This window comes from Loktanella sp. M215 (assembly GCF_021735925.1).
Classification (GTDB): domain Bacteria; phylum Pseudomonadota; class Alphaproteobacteria; order Rhodobacterales; family Rhodobacteraceae; genus Loktanella.
Genome location: NZ_WMEA01000001.1, coordinates 3913125 through 3929993, shown reverse-complemented (window position 1 = coordinate 3929993; position 16869 = coordinate 3913125). Strand labels below are relative to the sequence as shown.

14 protein-coding genes, 1 tRNA gene and 1 pseudogene are annotated in these 16869 nt (G+C 63.0%); 11 read left to right on the top strand and 5 right to left on the bottom strand.

What is annotated here, in order from left to right; translation table 11 throughout:
- Window positions 1–8 precede the first annotated feature (8 nt).
- On the bottom strand, window positions 9–1391 hold the full coding sequence (locus tag GLR48_RS19295) for an aminotransferase family protein (protein WP_237064051.1): 1383 nt from the start codon (window positions 1389–1391) through the stop codon (window positions 9–11).
- Between the two features lie 264 nt (window positions 1392–1655).
- Here GLR48_RS19295 and GLR48_RS19290 point away from each other — a divergent pair, with 264 nt between their 5' ends.
- The 5 genes from GLR48_RS19290 to GLR48_RS19270 all read left to right on the top strand — a co-directional run bounded on the left by GLR48_RS19290 (window position 1656) and on the right by GLR48_RS19270 (window position 6335).
- Entirely contained in the window at window positions 1656–2660 is a 1005-nt protein-coding gene (locus tag GLR48_RS19290; RefSeq protein ID WP_237064049.1) for a taurine ABC transporter substrate-binding protein, read from the top strand.
- A gap of 57 nt (window positions 2661–2717) precedes the next feature.
- A complete protein-coding gene (locus GLR48_RS19285) occupies window positions 2718–3524 on the top strand; it encodes a taurine ABC transporter ATP-binding protein (RefSeq protein ID WP_237064047.1) in 807 nt (268 codons plus the stop codon).
- A gap of 104 nt (window positions 3525–3628) precedes the next feature.
- Entirely contained in the window at window positions 3629–4858 is a 1230-nt protein-coding gene (locus tag GLR48_RS19280; RefSeq protein ID WP_237064605.1) for an ABC transporter permease, read from the top strand.
- A 4-nt stretch (window positions 4859–4862) separates the two neighbouring features.
- Window positions 4863–5492 carry an NYN domain-containing protein gene (locus GLR48_RS19275; RefSeq protein WP_237064045.1) on the top strand — a complete coding sequence of 210 codons (630 nt, stop codon included), beginning with the start codon at window positions 4863–4865 and terminating at the stop codon, window positions 5490–5492.
- A 204-nt stretch (window positions 5493–5696) separates the two neighbouring features.
- Window positions 5697–6335, top strand: coding sequence for a PRC-barrel domain-containing protein (locus GLR48_RS19270; protein ID WP_237064042.1), 639 nt, complete (start codon window positions 5697–5699; stop codon window positions 6333–6335).
- A gap of 153 nt (window positions 6336–6488) precedes the next feature.
- On the opposite strand, the gene GLR48_RS19265 is transcribed toward GLR48_RS19270, so the two are convergent.
- Window positions 6489–6564 (bottom strand) — tRNA-Ala (locus GLR48_RS19265).
- A 144-nt stretch (window positions 6565–6708) separates the two neighbouring features.
- Here GLR48_RS19265 and GLR48_RS19260 point away from each other — a divergent pair.
- Window positions 6709–7002, top strand: a complete 294-nt coding sequence (locus GLR48_RS19260; protein ID WP_237064040.1) for a GlsB/YeaQ/YmgE family stress response membrane protein — start codon at window positions 6709–6711, stop codon at window positions 7000–7002.
- Between the two features lie 24 nt (window positions 7003–7026).
- On the opposite strand, the gene uvrB is transcribed toward GLR48_RS19260, so the two are convergent.
- Window positions 7027–9237, bottom strand: a complete 2211-nt coding sequence (gene uvrB, locus GLR48_RS19255; RefSeq protein WP_272911434.1) for an excinuclease ABC subunit UvrB — start codon at window positions 9235–9237, stop codon at window positions 7027–7029.
- A gap of 148 nt (window positions 9238–9385) precedes the next feature.
- On the opposite strand from uvrB, the gene GLR48_RS19250 reads away from it, so the two are divergent.
- Together GLR48_RS19250 and GLR48_RS19245 are read left to right on the top strand one after the other, a co-directional pair.
- Window positions 9386–10531 carry a WD40/YVTN/BNR-like repeat-containing protein gene (locus tag GLR48_RS19250; RefSeq protein WP_237064038.1) on the top strand — a complete coding sequence of 382 codons (1146 nt, stop codon included), beginning with the start codon at window positions 9386–9388 and terminating at the stop codon, window positions 10529–10531.
- A 62-nt stretch (window positions 10532–10593) separates the two neighbouring features.
- Entirely contained in the window at window positions 10594–11832 is a 1239-nt protein-coding gene (locus GLR48_RS19245) for an aminopeptidase (protein ID WP_237064036.1), read from the top strand.
- Here GLR48_RS19245 and GLR48_RS19240 read toward each other — a convergent pair whose 3' ends face one another.
- Window positions 11833–12339, bottom strand: a complete 507-nt coding sequence (locus GLR48_RS19240; RefSeq protein ID WP_237064034.1) for a superoxide dismutase family protein — start codon at window positions 12337–12339, stop codon at window positions 11833–11835.
- A 115-nt stretch (window positions 12340–12454) separates the two neighbouring features.
- Between GLR48_RS19240 and GLR48_RS19235 the strand changes: the two genes are divergently transcribed.
- Window positions 12455–12766 (top strand): ETC complex I subunit, encoded by a 312-nt coding sequence (locus GLR48_RS19235; RefSeq protein WP_237064033.1) that lies wholly within the window; start codon window positions 12455–12457, stop codon window positions 12764–12766.
- 584 nt (window positions 12767–13350) lie between these two features.
- Window positions 13351–14736: an IS1182 family transposase gene (locus GLR48_RS19230; RefSeq protein ID WP_237064031.1), complete on the top strand. Its 1386-nt coding sequence runs from the start codon at window positions 13351–13353 to the stop codon at window positions 14734–14736.
- A gap of 271 nt (window positions 14737–15007) precedes the next feature.
- Here the strand turns inward: GLR48_RS19230 and GLR48_RS19225 are convergent.
- A pseudogene (locus GLR48_RS19225) lies at window positions 15008–16252 on the bottom strand (IS3 family transposase).
- Between the two features lie 17 nt (window positions 16253–16269).
- Here GLR48_RS19225 and GLR48_RS19220 point away from each other — a divergent pair.
- The gene (locus GLR48_RS19220) at window positions 16270–16833 is read left to right on the top strand and encodes a hypothetical protein (protein ID WP_237064029.1); all 564 of its coding nucleotides are present in this window, start codon (window positions 16270–16272) and stop codon (window positions 16831–16833) included.
- Window positions 16834–16869: the final 36 nt, after the last annotated feature.

Here is a 16869-nt window from a genome sequence, read left to right as displayed (position 1 = left end):
GAAGAAGATCAGCCCAGAACGCGGGTCAGGGCGCGGTCGACAGCGTCGGTGATCTGATCGATGTCGTCGGTCGTCGCGATCAGGGCCGGGGCGAAAAGCAGCGTGTTGTTGAAGCCCGGGACGGAGCGGTTCGTGGCCCCGATGATCACGCCCTGCGCCATGCAGTCGGCCACGATGGCGCCGACCTGCTTTTCATTGAGCGGGTCTTTGGTGCCGCGGTCGGTGACCAGTTCGGCGCCGCAGAACAGGCCCTGGCCGCGCACGTCGCCGATGACGGCGTGCTTTTCCATCAGGGCGTGCAGGTTGGCCTTCAGGTGGATGCCCATCGTGGCGGAGTTCGCGAGCAGGCCTTCCTCCTCGATGATCGCCATGTTCTCGATCGCCGCTGTCGGGCCTGCGGTGCAACCGCCGAAGGTCGAGATGTCGCGGAAATAGGACATCGGGTCGGTGTCGTCCTTGAACTGCTCGAACACGGCGTTCGTGGTCACGCAGCAGGAGATCGCGGCGTAGCCCGATGCGACGCCCTTGGCCATCGTCACGATGTCGGGCTGCACGCCGTATTGCTGGTAGCCGAACCAGGTGCCGGTGCGGCCCAGACCGCAGACGACCTCGTCGATGTGCAGCAGGATGTCGTATTTGCGGCAGATCTCCTGCACGCGGTCCCAGTAGCCTTTCGGCGGGGTCACGATACCGCCGCCGGCGGTGATCGGTTCCAGGCAGAGCGCGCCGACGGTGTCCGGGCCTTCGCGCAGGATGACCTCTTCGATCGCGTCGGCGGCGCGGACGCCGTAGTCGTCGTCTGTCAGGCCATCCTGACGGCGGTATTCAAGGCAATGCGGCACCTGCACGAAACCCGGCGTATAGGGGCCGTACTGGGCGTTGCGCTCGTGCTGGCCGCCGGCAGAGAGGTTGGTGATCGTCGTGCCGTGGTAGTCGCGTTCGCGGAACAGGATCTTGTGCTTGCGGCCACCGTGATGCTTGTGCGCGATCTGGCGCACCATCTTGAAGGCCTTCTCGTTCGCCTCTGACCCCGAGTTTGCGTAATAGACCCGGTCGAGGCCCGGCATCTTGTCCACCAGCATTTCCGCGAATTGCGCGCCGGGGATGGTGCCGGAGGCGCCGGCGAAGAAACACATCTTGGTCAGCTGGGCGGCCACCGCATCGGCGATCCGCTTGCGGCCGTAGCCCACGTTCACGGTCCAGACCGCACCGGACACGGCGTCGATGTGTTCGCGCCCCTTGATGTCCCAGACGCGCAGGCCGCGGCCTTCGACGATGATGCGGGGGTCGATCGTCTCGAACGGTTTGTGCTGGATCAGGTGGTGCCAGACATGCGCGCGGTCGGCGGCGATGACGGCGGCGGGATCGTTCGACAGGGTGTGCTGGTTCATGGGGCAAATCCGGGGTCAGAGGGCAGCGGGCAACAGGTTCCAGTCTTGGCCGGGCGGTCCGCCTTTGGCAAGAGATTGCATCCGCATGCCGCAATTTGCAGCGCGATGCGCGACGGCTGGAGTCCCGTTCGCGACACGCAGGCCGCGCGTCACCTGTGCACTGGTCAGACCGGGGTGGCCTGTGATTAGCTGCAGGGCGAGAGGCGGGATGCACCCGCCCGGTCCATGCCCCGATGCGGGGTGCTTTCAACCGGGAGACGACAGATGACATTGAAGACGACGATGATGGGGGCCACGGGCGCGCTGGCGCTGTTGACCGGCGGTCAGGCGATGGCTGAGGCGCATGGAGAGCTGACCGTTGGTTACTTCCTTGAATGGCCGATGCCGTTCGAATTCGCCAAGGTGCAGGGTACCTACGATGAGGCGCTGGGCATGAAGGTGAACTGGGTCAGTTTCGATACCGGCACCGCGATGTCGGCCGCAATGGCCTCGGGCGATGTGCAGATTGCGGTCAGCCAGGGCGTGCCGCCCTTCGTGATCGCGGTCAGCGCGGGTCAGGACCTGCAGGTGCTGGATGTGGCCGTCAGCTATGCGGACAATGACAATTGCGTCGTGGCCTCCGGTCTGGAGATCGACAAGGAATCGGCCGGTGAGCTGGCCGGCAAGAAGGTCGCTGTGCCGCTGGGAACGGCGGCGCATTACGGGTTCCTTAAGCAGATGGACCACTTTGGCGTGGACGTGGGCAGCATGCAGGTCGTTGACATGGCCCCGCCCGAAGGCGCTGCGGCGCTGGCGCAGGGGGCGGTGGACATGATGTGCGGTTACGGCGGGTCGCTGCGCACGGCGATGGACTATGGCAACGTGCTGCTGACCGGCGACGAGAAGACCGAGTTGGGGATCCTCGTGTTCGACGTGACCTCTGCCCCGGCGGCATTCGTGGCTGAAAATCCCGATGTGGTGGCGAAATTCCTGTCCGTGACGGCCAAGGCCAATGACGCATGGAATTCCGGCGCCAAGGTCGAGGAGATGATCCCCGTCATCGCGCAGGACAGCGGCATGGACGAGGCGGCGGTTCGCGACTTTATGGCGACTTTCACCTTTCCGGGTGTCGAGGACCAGTTGGGCCAGAAGTGGCTGGGCGGCAATGCGGCGGAGTTCATGAAGGGTGTGGCACAGGTCTTTGTCGATGCGGGGTCGATCCCCTCGGCGCTGGACGATTATACGGCGGCGGTGAACACCGGGCCGTTGCAGGCTGCAGAGAGCATGTAAGCCCCTTGCGGTGTGCGGCGGTGGTCGCGCACCGCACCGACTGAAAGAGGGGCTGCCGTGGCCGGTCTGCATATCGAGAATCTGTCCATGCGGTTCGATCTGCCGCAGGGGGGCGCCGTGCAGGCGCTGAAGGACGTCAGCATCGACCTGAAACCGGGCGAATTGCTCAGCGTTTTGGGGCCGTCGGGCTGTGGCAAGACGACCTTGCTGAACATCGTGGCGGGGTTTCTGGCACCCACCGCGGGGCGGATCACGCTGAACGGCAACCGCGTCACCGGGCCGGGGCCGGACCGCGGCATGGTCTTTCAGCAAGGCGCGCTGTTCGAATGGATGAACGTGCGCAAGAACGTGGGCTTTGGTCCGCGCATGAAGGGCATGAAGGCGGGACCGAAGCGCGAGATCGTCGATCACCTGCTCGACGTCGTGGGCCTGCGGGATTTCAAGGACAAGGCGGTCTATGAGTTGTCGGGCGGCATGCAGCAGCGCGTGGCACTGGCGCGGTGTCTGGCGAATGAACCCGACGTGATCCTGATGGACGAACCGCTGGGCGCGCTGGACGCGCTGACGCGCGAAAAGATGCAGGGCCTTGTCCTGAAGCTGTGGAAAGAGACGGGCAAGACCATCATCCTGATCACCCACTCGGTCGAGGAGGCCCTGCTGCTGGGCGAGCGCCTGATCGTCATGGCGCCGCGACCGGGGCGCATCCATAAGGAATACAATCTGCCCTTTGCCGACATGGGCGTGGGCCGCGACCTGCGCGAGGTCAAGAAGGATCCCCGCTTTGCCCAGACCCGGGAGGAGATCCTGTCGATGATCTGGAACATGGAGGAGGAGATCATGGGCAGCGCCGGAGAGCAGGTCTGATGGCCGTTCTAGCGGCGCTTTGGGGCGAATTCCTGACGGTATTGAAGGCAGTGGGCGGGGCGGTGCCGTTCATTCTGGCCTATGTCGCGCTGATCCTTGCGTTGATGCTCGTCTGGTCCTTTGTCCGCCGCCTGCTGCGGCCAAAGCATGACTATGGTGGCCTGAAAACCGTGACCTTTGGCGATGAATCCGCCGTGGTGTCGAACGGGGTCGCGTCGGTCATCAGCATTGTGCTGATCTTCGTGCTCTGGGGGGCGTTTACCGGATCAAAGCTGCTGCCGGGATTCCTGCACATGCCGGGGCCGTTTCAGGGGACGGCGACGTTTGACTACACGTTGACGGGGCCGGACGGGGCGACCGATGACGCTACGGTCACGGTGCTGGTCCACCCCGCCGATGTTACCACCCCCGATCCGCAGGTCGATCCCGGTACCGGCATGGCCCGCAACGACTCCATCGCCATCGGCATGTTCCGCAGCGCCCTGCTGCGCGTGGCTGACAACGACGAGGTCACCCGCGATCAGGGGGCCCAGATCACGGCGGTCGATGGCACGCCCATCGCACCGGGCGGGTCTGTGCGCACCGGCTTTGGCCGGGTGATGATGACCCCCAAGGGCACGCTGAACATCGCGCCTGCGTCCGGCTGGCAGATGGAGCCGATCTGGCTGCCGCCGCCAGAGGCGGTCTGGGCGCAGGCTGTGACCATCGCCCGCGACGGGTTCCGGGGGGCGAGCCTGTGGGAACACCTGGGCTATTCGCTGTTCCGGGTGATCGTGGGCTTTTTGCTGGGGGCGCTTGTGGGCATCCCCCTCGGCTATGCCATGGGCCTGTCGGACTGGTTTCGCGGCTGGTTCGACCCCATCGTGGAGTTCATGCGGCCCGTCCCGCCGCTTGCCTTGATCCCGCTGGTCATCATCTGGGCGGGGATCGGTGAGACGGGCAAGATCATCCTGCTGTTCCTTGCGGCACTCTGGATCATGGCGATCGCCGCGCGCTCCGGCGTGTCGGGCGTGCGGATTTCCAAGGTGCATGCGGCCTATTCATTGGGCGCGTCGAAATGGCAGGTGATGCGGCATGTCGTCATCCCGAATTCCCTGCCGGAGATATTCACCGGTGCGCGGGTGGCCATGGGGGTCTGCTGGGGCACCGTCGTCGCGGCAGAGCTGGTGGCGGCACAGACCGGCGTCGGCATGATGATCATGGTTGCGTCCAAGTTCCAGAACACGGACATCGTGCTGATGGGGGTGATCGTGATCGGGATCGTGGGGTTCACCATCGACCTTGGCATCCGCTGGCTGGAGCGGATCATGGTGCCGTGGAAGGGCAAGGGATGACGTCATGACGGGACCGGCTGCAGCACTTGCGGTGCTGCTGGTGTTGCTGGTGCTGGGCGGGGCCGACCCGGCCCGCTTGCAGACCTTCGCGTGGTTCGCACTGGCCGGGCTGGCGCTGGGCCTGCTGTGGGACACCCTGTGGGAGGTGTGGCGGCGGCGCTCGCCCGCGGACGTGGCGCCGCGCCGGATCCCGCAGCAGCGGCGGCGGACAAACAGGCCGCGCGTTCCGCCGCAGGCCCGCCCGACAATCCTGATCGACGGATCGAACGTCATGCACTGGAACGGGAACGCGCCGTCCGCCGTGGTGCTGCGCCGAGTGGTGCAGGCGCTGGTGGACAAGGGCGAGCGGCCGCACGTCTATTTCGACGCCAACGCGTGCTACAAGCTGGCAGAGGGGTTCAGGGATGCAGTGGCACTGGGTGCCATGATCGGTCTGCCCGCGTCGTCGGTCACCGTCGCGGCCGGCGGGACGCCGGCAGATCCGCTGTTGCTGGCCCATGCGGCACGGGATCGCCTGCGGGTCGTGACAAACGACCGGTTTCTGGACTGGAAGACGCAATTCCCCGCCGTGGGCGCGCGGGGATTTCTGGTCAAGGGGCGCTGGCAAGAGGGCGCGCCGATCCTGCGCCTGTAAGACGGGCGGTCGTGCCTTTGCGTGCAATCTGATGGGCGATGCATGACCCGGATCGGGCCGCCAGTCGCCGCTGATGTCGCGGTCCGAATCCGGAAAAGTGTGCGCGATGACAGTTAGTTGATGAACCCCTGTGCAGGGTGGGCGGTTGTCTATGCAGAACATGGCCTGAAGCGTCAGGCCTGGACGACCCAAAGGATTTGACTGATGAAAACCATTCTCGCCAGCACGGCAATTGCCCTCGTCATGGCCAATGCGGCCGTGGCGCAGACCCCCGCCACCAGCCCTGCAACCGACGGCACATCCACCGACAGCATGTCCGTGCAAAGCACCGGCAACCCGGCTCCGACCTCCGCCATGCCTGCGACTGACGGCACATCCACCGACAGCATGTCCGTGACTAGCACCGGCACAGGCACCAGCACCGAGGTCGTACCTGCGGATTCGTCCACCTCCGCATCCGAAGCACCGGCGACCGATGGCACGTCGAACGATTCCATGTCCGTTCAGAATGCCGCATCGGCGATGACGATGGACGGCTACAGCGACGTTGTGGTGACCGAAATCACCGTCGAACAGCTGACCGGACTGGACGTCTATGACACGGACGGCAACAAGGTCGGCACGATCAGCGAGCCTGTCATCGGCGCCGACGGCACCGTCTCGGCCGCCATCGTGGATGTCGGCGGATTTCTGGGACTGGGTGCAAAGCCGGTCGCGATCTCTCTGAGCAGCATGCAGGTTCTGGCGATGGCAGATGGTAGCGACATGCGCGCCTATGTCGGCATGACGACGGACCAACTGAAAGAGATGCCGGCCTATGAGGCAACCGCCGCGTCGAACTGATCATTTTTTAGATCGCAGGAATTGGCCGCCCTCTCCGGGGCGGCCTTTTTCCTGTAAGGGGGGTGCGACGTGCCGCGTCCGAAAAGCAGTGCGCAGTTGCCAGCGCCGGGCGCCAAGTGTCACGGACTCTGCAGGAAATTTCAATGAAGGTCTTGGTGGAGACGATCGGGATCGAACCGACGACCTCGTCGTTGCGAACGACGCGCTCTCCCAACTGAGCTACGTCCCCACTCTGACGTCTAGATGGCGCGGGGCCGGGGTGCTGTCAAGATTGTCTGCGCGGTGTTTGGGTCACACCGGGGACAATTCACGGGCGTTGCGGAACGCGGCGGGACAGGTCACGTTGAGGTTGGAACATTCAAAGGAGACGACGATGGACACCTTTCTGCAAGTGGTCGGCTGGGGTGCGATTTCACTGCTGGCCGTGATCGGTCTGGTCGCGGGCCTGATCGCTGCGGTCATCACCGGAGGCAACAAGGGCGCCTACATTGTCGCAGGCATCATCGGCGCCGTGGCGCTGCCCTTCGTGCTGGCCTTGCTGGGCGTCACGGCCGCAATCGGTGCGGGCCTGCTGGCGATCCTCGTGATCGGTGCGGTTGGCGCCGTGGTGCTGGTCGTGCTGATCAAGGCGCTGACGGGGCGGTCGGACGACCGGCCCCGCAGATAACGAGTGGGGTCGGGCCGGTTTGGCCTAACGCTTCTTCCCCCCATACCGCGACTTTCCACCCCGCATGCCCCCGCGTCCGCCCGTAGACCGGCCTGAGGCCTTGGCGGAGTCTTCGACCGCCTTGTCGACGGCCTGTTGGCGCGCCAACGGATCGTCGGCAATCGCAAGCTCGACGGCCTCCAGCCGTTTCAGCTCGTCCCGCAGGCGGGCGGCGGTTTCGAATTCGAGGTTCTCGGCGGCCTTGCGCATGTCGGTGCGCAAGCCGTCCAGAACGGCCTTCATGTTGGAGCCCTGACGTTCGACCTTGGCCGTCACGCGATTCATGTCGACGTCGCCCTTGTAGAGGCCCGCGAGGATGTCTTCGACGTTCTTTTTCACCGTCGTCGGCGTGATGCCGTGTTCGACGTTGTAGGCGGTCTGGCGGGTGCGGCGACGCTCTGTTTCCTTCATCGCGCGTTCCATCGACCCGGTGATCCGGTCGGCGTACATGATGACGCGGCCTTCGGCGTTCCGCGCGGCGCGGCCGATGGTCTGGACGAGGGAGGTTTCGGAACGCAGGAAGCCTTCCTTGTCGGCGTCGAGGATGGCGACGAGACCGCATTCGGGAATATCCAGACCCTCGCGCAGCAGGTTGATGCCGATCAGCACGTCGAAGGCTCCAAGGCGCAGATCGCGCAGGATCTCGATCCGCTCGATCGTGTCGATGTCAGAGTGCATGTAGCGCACGCGGATGCCCTGTTCGTGCATGTATTCGGTCAGGTCCTCGGCCATGCGCTTGGTCAGCGTGGTGCAGAGCGTGCGGAAACCGGCGGCAGAGACCTTGCGGACCTCGTCCAGCAGGTCGTCGACCTGCATTTCGACGGGCCTGATCTCGATGACCGGGTCGATCAGGCCGGTGGGGCGGATGATCTGTTCGGTGAAGACGCCGCCGGTTTGTTCGAGTTCCCACGCCGCAGGGGTGGCGCTGACGAAGACGGACTGGGGGCGCATAGCGTCCCATTCCTCGAACTTCAGCGGGCGGTTGTCCATGCAGGACGGCAGGCGGAAGCCGTGTTCGGCCAGCGTCATCTTGCGTCGGAAGTCGCCCTTGTACATGCCGCCGATCTGCGGGACCGAGACGTGGGACTCGTCCGCGAACACGATGGCGTTGTCGGGGATGAATTCGAACAGGGTGGGGGGCGGCTCGCCGGGGGCGCGGCCCGTCAGGTAGCGGGAATAGTTCTCGATCCCGTTGCAGACGCCGGTCGCTTCCAGCATTTCCAGATCGAAGTTGGTACGCTGTTCCAGCCGCTGTGCTTCCAGCAGCTTGCCTTCGTTCACCAGTTGATCCAGCCGCATCCGCAGCTCTTTCTTGATGCCGATGATGGCCTGCTGCATCGTCGGTTTGGGCGTGACGTAGTGCGAGTTCGCGTAGACGCGGATTTTCGGGAAGGTGTCGGTTTTCTCGCCCGTCAGGGGGTCGAATTCGGTGATCGACTCCAGTTCCTCGCCAAAGAAGCTCAACCGCCAGGCGCGGTCGTCGAGGTGGGCGGGGAAGATTTCCAGCGAATCGCCGCGCACGCGGAAGGTGCCGCGCTGGAAGGCGGCGTCGTTGCGGCGGTATTGCTGGGCGATCAGGTCCGCCATGATCTTGCGCTGGTCGTAGGATTTGCCGACGTGGATGTCCTGCGTCATGGCGCCGTAGGTTTCCACCGACCCGATACCATAGATGCAGGACACCGAGGCCACGATGATCACGTCATCGCGTTCCAGCAGCGCCCGCGTGGCCGAGTGGCGCATCCGGTCGATCTGTTCGTTAATCTGGGATTCCTTCTCGATATAGGTATCCGACCGGGCGACGTAGGCTTCGGGCTGGTAGTAGTCGTAGTAGCTGACGAAGTATTCCACGGCGTTTTCGGGGAAGAAGCCCTTGAATTCGCCATATAACTGCGCCGCGAGCGTCTTGTTGGGGGCGAGGATGATCGCGGGGCGCTGGGTCTCTTCGATGATCTTGGCCATGGTGAAGGTCTTGCCGGTGCCGGTGGCCCCTAGCAGCACCTGATCCCGCTCTCCGTTTTTGACACCTTCGGACAGCTCGACGATGGCCGTCGGCTGGTCGCCGGCGGGTTCGAATTCGGTCTTCAGGACGAACTTGCGGCCGCCTTCCATCTTCTCGCGCGTCCGCACGTTGGGCGCGGGGTTGGACAGGTAGGCGGCGTCGGCAAGCTCGCGTTTGTCGGTCTGGGCGTAGGCCATGGGGAATCCTTCGGGGGTCAAGACATATTTGATCCCGAAGCCCTGCGGTTCAAGGGGTGCTGCTGACACTTGCCGCCAGCAGCAACGCCGAAGGCGACGAAAGGGCCGGTTTGTGCTAGAATCGGGCAGGCTGCATAGGGGGGATGCGATGGCTGTGGCGATCCTGTGGGGCACGTCGAAGGGCGTGTTTCTGGTGAGGGAGGGTGCGCAGGGCTGGGCCGCGACAGGCCCGTTCTGCGACGGCTGGCCGATCAACCACGTGATCGGCGATCCTTTGACGGGGACGCTTTGGGCCGGTGGCGGTGGCGACTTTCAAGGGGCGGGGGTCTGGCGGTCGCAGGACGATGGTGCCACCTGGACGCTGACCAAGCTGACCAAAGGCGGCATGGACGACTGGGCGGCCAATGATCCCGGCTTTGCCGCGATGATCGGCTGGGTGGATGCGCCGATGCCGTTCGACCGGGAGTTCATGCAGGTCTGGTCGCTGCATTTCGCCCATGGCGTGCTTTGTGCGGGCACGAAGCCCGCGCGATTGCTGAAAAGCCATGACATGGGCGTGACGTGGGACAAGGTCGGCGGTCTGACCGACGATCAGGGTGTGGATGACTGGCAGGCGGGGGGCGCAGGGCTGACGCTGCACAGCCTAGTCTCTCATCCCGCGGACCCCGACCGGATGTGGGTCGGCATTTCGGCAGAGGGCGTCTTTGCGACCGACGACGGCGGGGCGACATGGGACCGGCGCAACCGGCTGTCGAACGCGGGCGCCTGTGCCGACCATCACCACCCGGCGGGGCCGGAGGGGGGCGAGGTCGGGCATTGCGTCCACAACATGATGCGCGCGCCGGGCGAGGGCGATGTGCTTTATCAGCAGAACCACCACGGCGTCTGGCGGTCCGCCGATGGGGGGCGGTCGTGGGACGATATCTCGACGGGGTTGCCGTCCACCTTCGGCTTTCCGATCCGGGTGCATCCGCGCGACGCGGACACGATCTGGACCCTTCCGCTGAACGGCGACATGGCGGGGCGGTTCCCACCGGATGCGGCCTGCGCCGTCTGGCGGTCGCGGGACGGCGGTGCCACGTGGACAGGACTGCGCGACGGGCTCCCGCAACAGGGCTGCTATTTCACCGTGTTGCGGCAGGCGATGGCGGGGGATGCGCGCGATCCGGCGGGTCTTTATTTCGGGACGAACTCCGGATCGGTCTTTGCCAGTTTCGACGAGGGCGACAGCTGGGCGGAATTGACGCGGCATCTGCCGACCATCCTCTCGGTCGAGGTGCTTGACAGGGCCTGAGCCGAGGTTGACGCCGCAGGGCAGAGGCGTAGGTTCGCGCCCAACCCTCAAGGAGCATCCCCATGTCCGACCATCTGGACCCCGAAAAACTCGACCGTCTGGCCGAGGTCGCCGTGCGCACCGGCGTGAACCTGCAAAAGGGGCAGGACCTGATCATCACCGCCAACATGTCCGCCCTGCCGCTGGTCCAGCGCATTGCGGTTCATGCCTACAAGGCGGGCGCCGGTCTGGTGCTGCCGTTCTTTACCGATGACGCAATCACGCTGGCGCGGTATGAAAATGCCGAAGATGAGAGCTTCGATCGTGCCGCCGACTGGTTCTACGAAGGGCTGGGCAAGGCTTACAAGGCCGGTGCCGCGCGCATGGCGATCACCGGCGACGACCCCATGCTGCTGGCCGAACAGGACCCGGCGAAGGTGGCACGTGCATCCAAGGCCGTGTCCATCGCGGCCAAGCCGGCCATGAACCCGATCGTGGGGTTCGAGGTGAACTGGAACATCGTGGCCTTCCCCGGTGCCGCCTGGGCCGCCCGCGTGTTCCCCGATGTGCCTGTCGATCAGGCGCAGGGTCGGCTGCTGGATGCGATCTACGACGCCTCCCGCCTTGGCGGTGACGATCCGGTGCAGAACTGGGCCGACCACACGGCGGAACTGAAGACCCGCGTCAAATGGCTGAACGCGCAGAACTTCGAGGCGTTGCAGTATACCGGCCCCGGCACCGACCTGCGCCTTGGTCTGGCAGAGGGGCATATCTGGAAAGGGGGCGCCTCGCCCGCGCTGAACGGCGTCGTCTGCCAGCCCAATATCCCGACGGAGGAGGTCTTTACCTGCCCGCACGCCTACAAGGTCGACGGCACGGTCGCGGCGACCAAACCCCTCGCGTATCAAGGCACGGTGATCCGCGACATCGCGGTCCGGTTCGAGGCGGGCAAGATTGTGGAGGCGACGGCATCGACCGGAGAGGCCGTGTTCCGCGACCTGCTGGCCGTTGACGACGGGTCCAGCCGGATCGGAGAGGTGGCGCTGGTGCCTCATTCCTCGCCGATCTCGCAATCAGGCACGTTGTTCTACAACACGCTCTTTGATGAAAACGCATCCTGCCATATCGCGCTGGGGCAATGTTACGCGGACACGATCCAAGGCGGATCGTCCCTGAAGCCCGAGGAATTGAAGCAGAAGGGCGGCAACCAGTCTCTGGTCCACGTCGACTGGATGATGGGATCGGATGCCGTCGATATCGACGGCATCACCCGGACCGGCGAAGTGGTCCCGGTGATGCGCGCAGGCGAATGGGCGTTCTGATTACTTGAACACGCCACAGGCGATGCGGTCACCCGCGTCGCCAGCGGGCTGGCTGCTGTAATCGTCGGTGCCCGCATGCACGATGATGGCCGATCCGTCGTCGTCACCCATCAGCTCGGGCGTCAGCATCGCGTTGAAAAATTCCATCTTCGCCGTGCCATCCTCGGCCACGGTGATGTTGGGAATATCGCCCGGATGCGGGCCAGCCGCGGCCATCACGCCGTGGTCATGACCGTCGGCCAAGTGGCCGCCAGCACTGGTGAAATCGGCGGCCGCACAGTCGCCCGTTTCGTGCACATGGATCGCGTGGTCGCCCGCAGGCAGGCCCGACAGGTCGATCTGGACCAGCATCGCGCCGGACTCGGTCGGGGTGATGGTGACGATCCCCTTGCTGGACCCGTCGGTGCCGTTGACCGTCGCGGTCATCGGCATCATTTCGGCGTGGGCCGCAGCAAAAGCGCCGGCCGGCACCATGGTCAGCGCGGCCATCAGGGGAAGAAATTTCATGGGTCGTCCTTTGGTCTGGGTTCAGCTGACCAACGCGGGCTGATGGGGTAGGGTTCCTCTTGCCCTTGGCGCGCAATTTGCCGATAACATCCCCGGTTCAACAGGAGTTCGTCCCATGCAGGCCCGCATCTATCGCCCCGCCAAGACGGCCATGTCCTCCGGCACGGCCAAGACCCACGTGTGGGTGCTGGATTTCGTCAAGGATTCGGCGCGCGAGATCGACCCGCTGATGGGCTGGACCAGTTCGACCGATACCCAAAGCCAGGTGCGGCTGACCTTCGAGACGAAAGAAGAGGCGCTGGCTTATGCCAAGGACCACGGGATTGACGCGGTCGTGACCGAACCCCAGACCCGTCGGGCCAACGTGCGTCCCGGCGGCTATGGCGAAAACTTTGCGACTCACCGGCGAGGCGTGTGGACCCACTGAGGGTGTAAATCGGGACAAAGTTGTCTCGGAATCGGGCTAAAGATCCTGCGAGACTGACTTTTCATCAACGTGTTGGGTCACGATCGGTGCGGCAACTAAATGTAGAATGCGACGAGCTGGTTCAGATAGCCCCCTTAAGCTTCCGGTTTTCTTCAGAATGAAACGCTCAGATCTATAAGCGAGTACAGAGTCTGCGCATGGCTGAAGGCTGCATGACCTGCGGCAACTACTGCTATTCAAAGGGCTGCTGAAAGTAGTCCAGCTGTTGGTGTTTGTAAAACACAGCATTAAATGGCCATTCGTGGCCATTTTTTGTCCATCAAACACAAGTTAGTGTCCACTCTGTGGCGCACATATATTTATACTTGATTTTATCGATGGGTTAGGGCGTCTCTTCGTTTGGACCTGTCTTTTGCAGGTTCCGGGACGTGAACAACCGCCGTGCGATCTTTCCGAAGCAATTATGTCGCCCGCCGCTGGAGCTGATAAGCAGTCGACAAGATGGGCGTATTCCGTTGAAAAACTCTTGTTGATTTGGGGCCTGGTCGCTGATTCACTTTCGGTAGTGAGGCGGAGGATCTGCGATGCTGAGACCAAGGCAAGAGGCGCAAGGCGCATTGTTTTACGAGTTCTCGATAGAAGGTCATGTCCCGCAAGATCACCTGCTGCGATCCATTGATCGCTTCGTGGATCTGTCCGGCATCCGTCAGTATCTGGCTCCGTTCTACAGCAATACCGGCCGCCCCTCCATCGACCCCGAGTTGCTGATCCGCATGCTGCTGGTTGGGTATTGCCTGGGCATCCGGTCAGAGCGGCGGCTCTGCGAAGAGGTGCATCTGAACCTCGCCTATCGATGGTTCTGCCGCCTTGATCTGGCTGATCGTGTGCCAGACCACTCCAGCTTTTCGAAGAACCGCCATGGCCGGTTCCGGGACAGCGACCTGTTGCGCCACGTGTTCGAGACGGTCGTGGCGCGGTGCATCGCTGAAGGTCTGGTCAGCGGCCAGCGCTTCGCCGCAGACGCAAGCCTGATCGAGGCTGACGCCAACAAGCAGAACGCGACGGCGAAGGAAGACTGGCATCCTGAAGCCATAAATCCAGCCGATGCGCCGCGGGCCGTCAGAGAGTATCTCCAAGTTCTGGATGACGCCGCCTTTGGCGCAGCCACAACAGTTGAGCCCAAGTTCACGTCTCATTCAGACCCGTCCAGTCAGTGGACTGCAGCTCGCAAGGGCCCTGCGTTCTTTGCTTATTCGACGAACTACCTGATCGATACGGACCACGCCGTGATCGTTGACGTGGAAGCGACCCGGTCGATCCGGCAGGCTGAGGTCGGGTCTGTTCGCACCATGCTGGATCGTGTGAGAGACACGTTCAACCTGCATCCCGAGCGCATCATTGCGGACACGGCCTATGGCTCCGGACCGATGCTCGGCTGGCTGGTGGACCGCAAGATCGCACCGCATATTCCAGTGATTGACAAGGCGAGCCGCACAGACGGCACCTGGTCTCGCGCCGACTTTGATTGGGACGCCGAGAACAACCAATACATCTGCCCGGAAGGCGAAACCCTCAAACAATTCCGTCGCAATTACTCCGACCCGAAACGTGGCCCAACCGGCAAGGGCGTCGCCAAGTATCAGGCCCTGAAGCTGACCTGCCAATCCTGCCCTTCGAAGCCGAAATGCTGCCCGAATGCCGACGCCCGCAAGATCACCCGCGAAGAGCATGAAGATGCCCGTCAGGTTGCCCGCGACATCGCCAAGACGGAGCAATACGCCGTCTCAATGCGGCTCCGAAAGAAGGTCGAGATGCTCTTCGCCCACCTCAAACGCATTCTGGGGCTGGGGCGGCTCCGATTACGCGGTCCGAACGGCGCAAATGACGAATTCTTGCTCGCCGCCACCGCTCAGAATCTCCGGAAATTAGCCAAGATCCTTCCTGCACCGCAGCATGTGCGCCCGGCCTGATAAGAAAGGCGCTTGCACCCTCATCGGCACCTGACTTTCTGCACGAGCGAACCGTTGTTTTTCAACAGAATCGGCGGAAAGCTGACCTTCGCTGCGCCGAAAATGGAGGTCTGCTTTGGCGTAAACCACCTTTACATTGTTCCCAACATTTTGCGTCAGACTACTTTTGAAGGCTGCATGTAGTGGTAGACGGCGGTCGTTATTGCTTTGGCGGAAGATCTGGCCTGTCATTTGGTTAGGCTGAGCTGCTGCCGGTTTCGTGGACACCGGGTTAGGTTTGCATAGCTCGGTCCTCGAACGCCATAGGGCTGAGATAGCCCAGCTTCGAATGCCGTCGCCTCGGATTGTAAAAGCGCTCGATGTAGTCGAACACGTCGGCGCGTGCCGCGTCACGGGTGCGGTAGACCTTGCGGGCTGTCCGTTCGATCTTCAGCGACGAGAAGAAGCTCTCCATTGCTGAGTTGTCCCACACATTGCCCGCACGGCTCACCCGGCAAATGATGCCGTTGTCCAGCAGCAGGCGCTGAAACTGCTCACTGGTATATTGCGATCCTTGGTCTGAGTGATGGAGCAGCGCGTCAGCCTTTCCGCGCCGCCAGACGGCCATCCGCTGCCCGGCAGTGGTTTGCAGGTCATTCCGGTGGAATGACTGGCAAACCATGAGAGGGATCAGCGCATCCATGACCAGTGAAGCATCCCGTTCCGCCTTCATGGACCAGCCGACGGTGAGCCATTGATGCGCCATTGGTTCAAGCACAATGGCGAACCCTGGAGAACAGGTCCAGCACGACCGCCACGTAGAGCCAGCCCTCTGCGGTCCAGATGTAGGTGAAGTCGGCAAGCCACTTCTGGTTCGGCCGGTCTGCTGTGAAGTCGCGGTCAAGGATGTTGTCGGCGATGACCGACCGCTCGCCGTCATCCTTCGGGTTCCCGCGGCGTTTGGGCCGCGCTCTCATTGCATTTAGCCGCATCAAGCGTTCGATCCGGTGCAGTCCACATGCGAGACCTTCTTCCAGAACGTCACGCCAGACCCGGCGGGCGCCATAGGTGCGATCGCTGGCCTTGAAGCTCTTGTCGATCGACTGGACGAGCTTTGCATCCTGAGCCGCGCGTTCGCTTATCGGCCTTCTGAGCCAGGCATGAAAGCCGGATCGGGAGACGCCCAGCACCGCGCACATCCAGCTGACCGGCCAAATGTGCCGATGCTTTGCCACGTAAGCGAACGTCATGTCGCTTCCCGCGCGAAGTAAGCTGCCGCCTTTTTTAGGATGTCACGCTCCGCCTTGAGCTTGGCGACCTCTTTCTTCAGGGTCGCAATCTCGGCCAATTCTGCGCGTTGCAAGCCATTGCCGGGAAACGCCGCAACAGGCGCTCCCATCAATTCCCGCATCCAGCGACGCAGCACGCTCTCCGCAAGATCCAGGTCCCGGCACGCCTGAGCGACCGCAACGCCTCGCTCGGTCACCAGCCTTACCGCCTCGATCTTGAACTCGCGGCTAAACTTCCGTCTCGTCATATCCACTCTCCAGTTCAATGGTCACGATCTTATCTTCGTGTCCACAAAACCGGCAGCAGCTCAAAACGCCGGACTATCTGTCGTGGCTTCGTGCACGTATTCACAGATCAACGGCCGGCATAAATAAGTGGCTGGACGGTCAAACCATTGAACAGGTGCTCGCCGCGTCAGAAATGCTCGGCGGGATCCTGCAGCACGGCCATAATGTTGCCATCACGAGATTGACACCCGAGGAAACTGAAGAAGCAACGGATAGCGGTTTCTCAATCTACACAGAAGGCCCCGGGGCAATCGAGGAGGCGCTTGACACCATCCGTCAAACCTCGACTGCCACCGCGGTGCAGGCTGGTCCACTTGCTTTTTATGGAAGGCTTTTCAACTGGCTTGATCGCCGGTGCAATGCGATCAATCCTGGTCCGATCCGTGATATCCTGCGCGACCACATCGTAAAGCATTCCGCAGTTGAGCCCGGCACGCGGGTTCTTGGCGTCGAAATTACACAACGGCGATACCATACCCTTTATAGCTTGTCCGCGGCCGTCGGCGTCGAAAGGCCACGGCTATCGCGCCTCCTGAAATAGCTTGGTGAGATTCCAACAGATGCGACTGAAGTGGAG

Excerpts from the sequence above, each read along its gene's own strand:
- GLR48_RS19295 (WP_237064051.1), bottom strand. The coding sequence starts at position 1,391 with ATGAACCAGCACACCCTGTCGAACGATCCCGCCGCCGTCATCGCCGCC.
- GLR48_RS19290 (WP_237064049.1), top strand. The coding sequence starts at position 1,656 with ATGACATTGAAGACGACGATGATGGGGGCCACGGGCGCGCTGGCGCTG.
- GLR48_RS19280 (WP_237064605.1), top strand. The coding sequence starts at position 3,629 with ATGCTCGTCTGGTCCTTTGTCCGCCGCCTGCTGCGGCCAAAGCATGAC.
- GLR48_RS19275 (WP_237064045.1), top strand. The coding sequence starts at position 4,863 with ATGACGGGACCGGCTGCAGCACTTGCGGTGCTGCTGGTGTTGCTGGTG.
- GLR48_RS19270 (WP_237064042.1), top strand. The coding sequence starts at position 5,697 with ATGAAAACCATTCTCGCCAGCACGGCAATTGCCCTCGTCATGGCCAAT.
- GLR48_RS19260 (WP_237064040.1), top strand. The coding sequence starts at position 6,709 with ATGGACACCTTTCTGCAAGTGGTCGGCTGGGGTGCGATTTCACTGCTG.
- uvrB (WP_272911434.1), bottom strand. The coding sequence starts at position 9,237 with ATGGCCTACGCCCAGACCGACAAACGCGAGCTTGCCGACGCCGCCTAC.
- GLR48_RS19250 (WP_237064038.1), top strand. The coding sequence starts at position 9,386 with ATGGCTGTGGCGATCCTGTGGGGCACGTCGAAGGGCGTGTTTCTGGTG.
- GLR48_RS19245 (WP_237064036.1), top strand. The coding sequence starts at position 10,594 with ATGTCCGACCATCTGGACCCCGAAAAACTCGACCGTCTGGCCGAGGTC.
- GLR48_RS19240 (WP_237064034.1), bottom strand. The coding sequence starts at position 12,339 with ATGAAATTTCTTCCCCTGATGGCCGCGCTGACCATGGTGCCGGCCGGC.
- GLR48_RS19235 (WP_237064033.1), top strand. The coding sequence starts at position 12,455 with ATGCAGGCCCGCATCTATCGCCCCGCCAAGACGGCCATGTCCTCCGGC.
- GLR48_RS19230 (WP_237064031.1), top strand. The coding sequence starts at position 13,351 with ATGCTGAGACCAAGGCAAGAGGCGCAAGGCGCATTGTTTTACGAGTTC.
- GLR48_RS19220 (WP_237064029.1), top strand. The coding sequence starts at position 16,270 with ATGGTCACGATCTTATCTTCGTGTCCACAAAACCGGCAGCAGCTCAAA.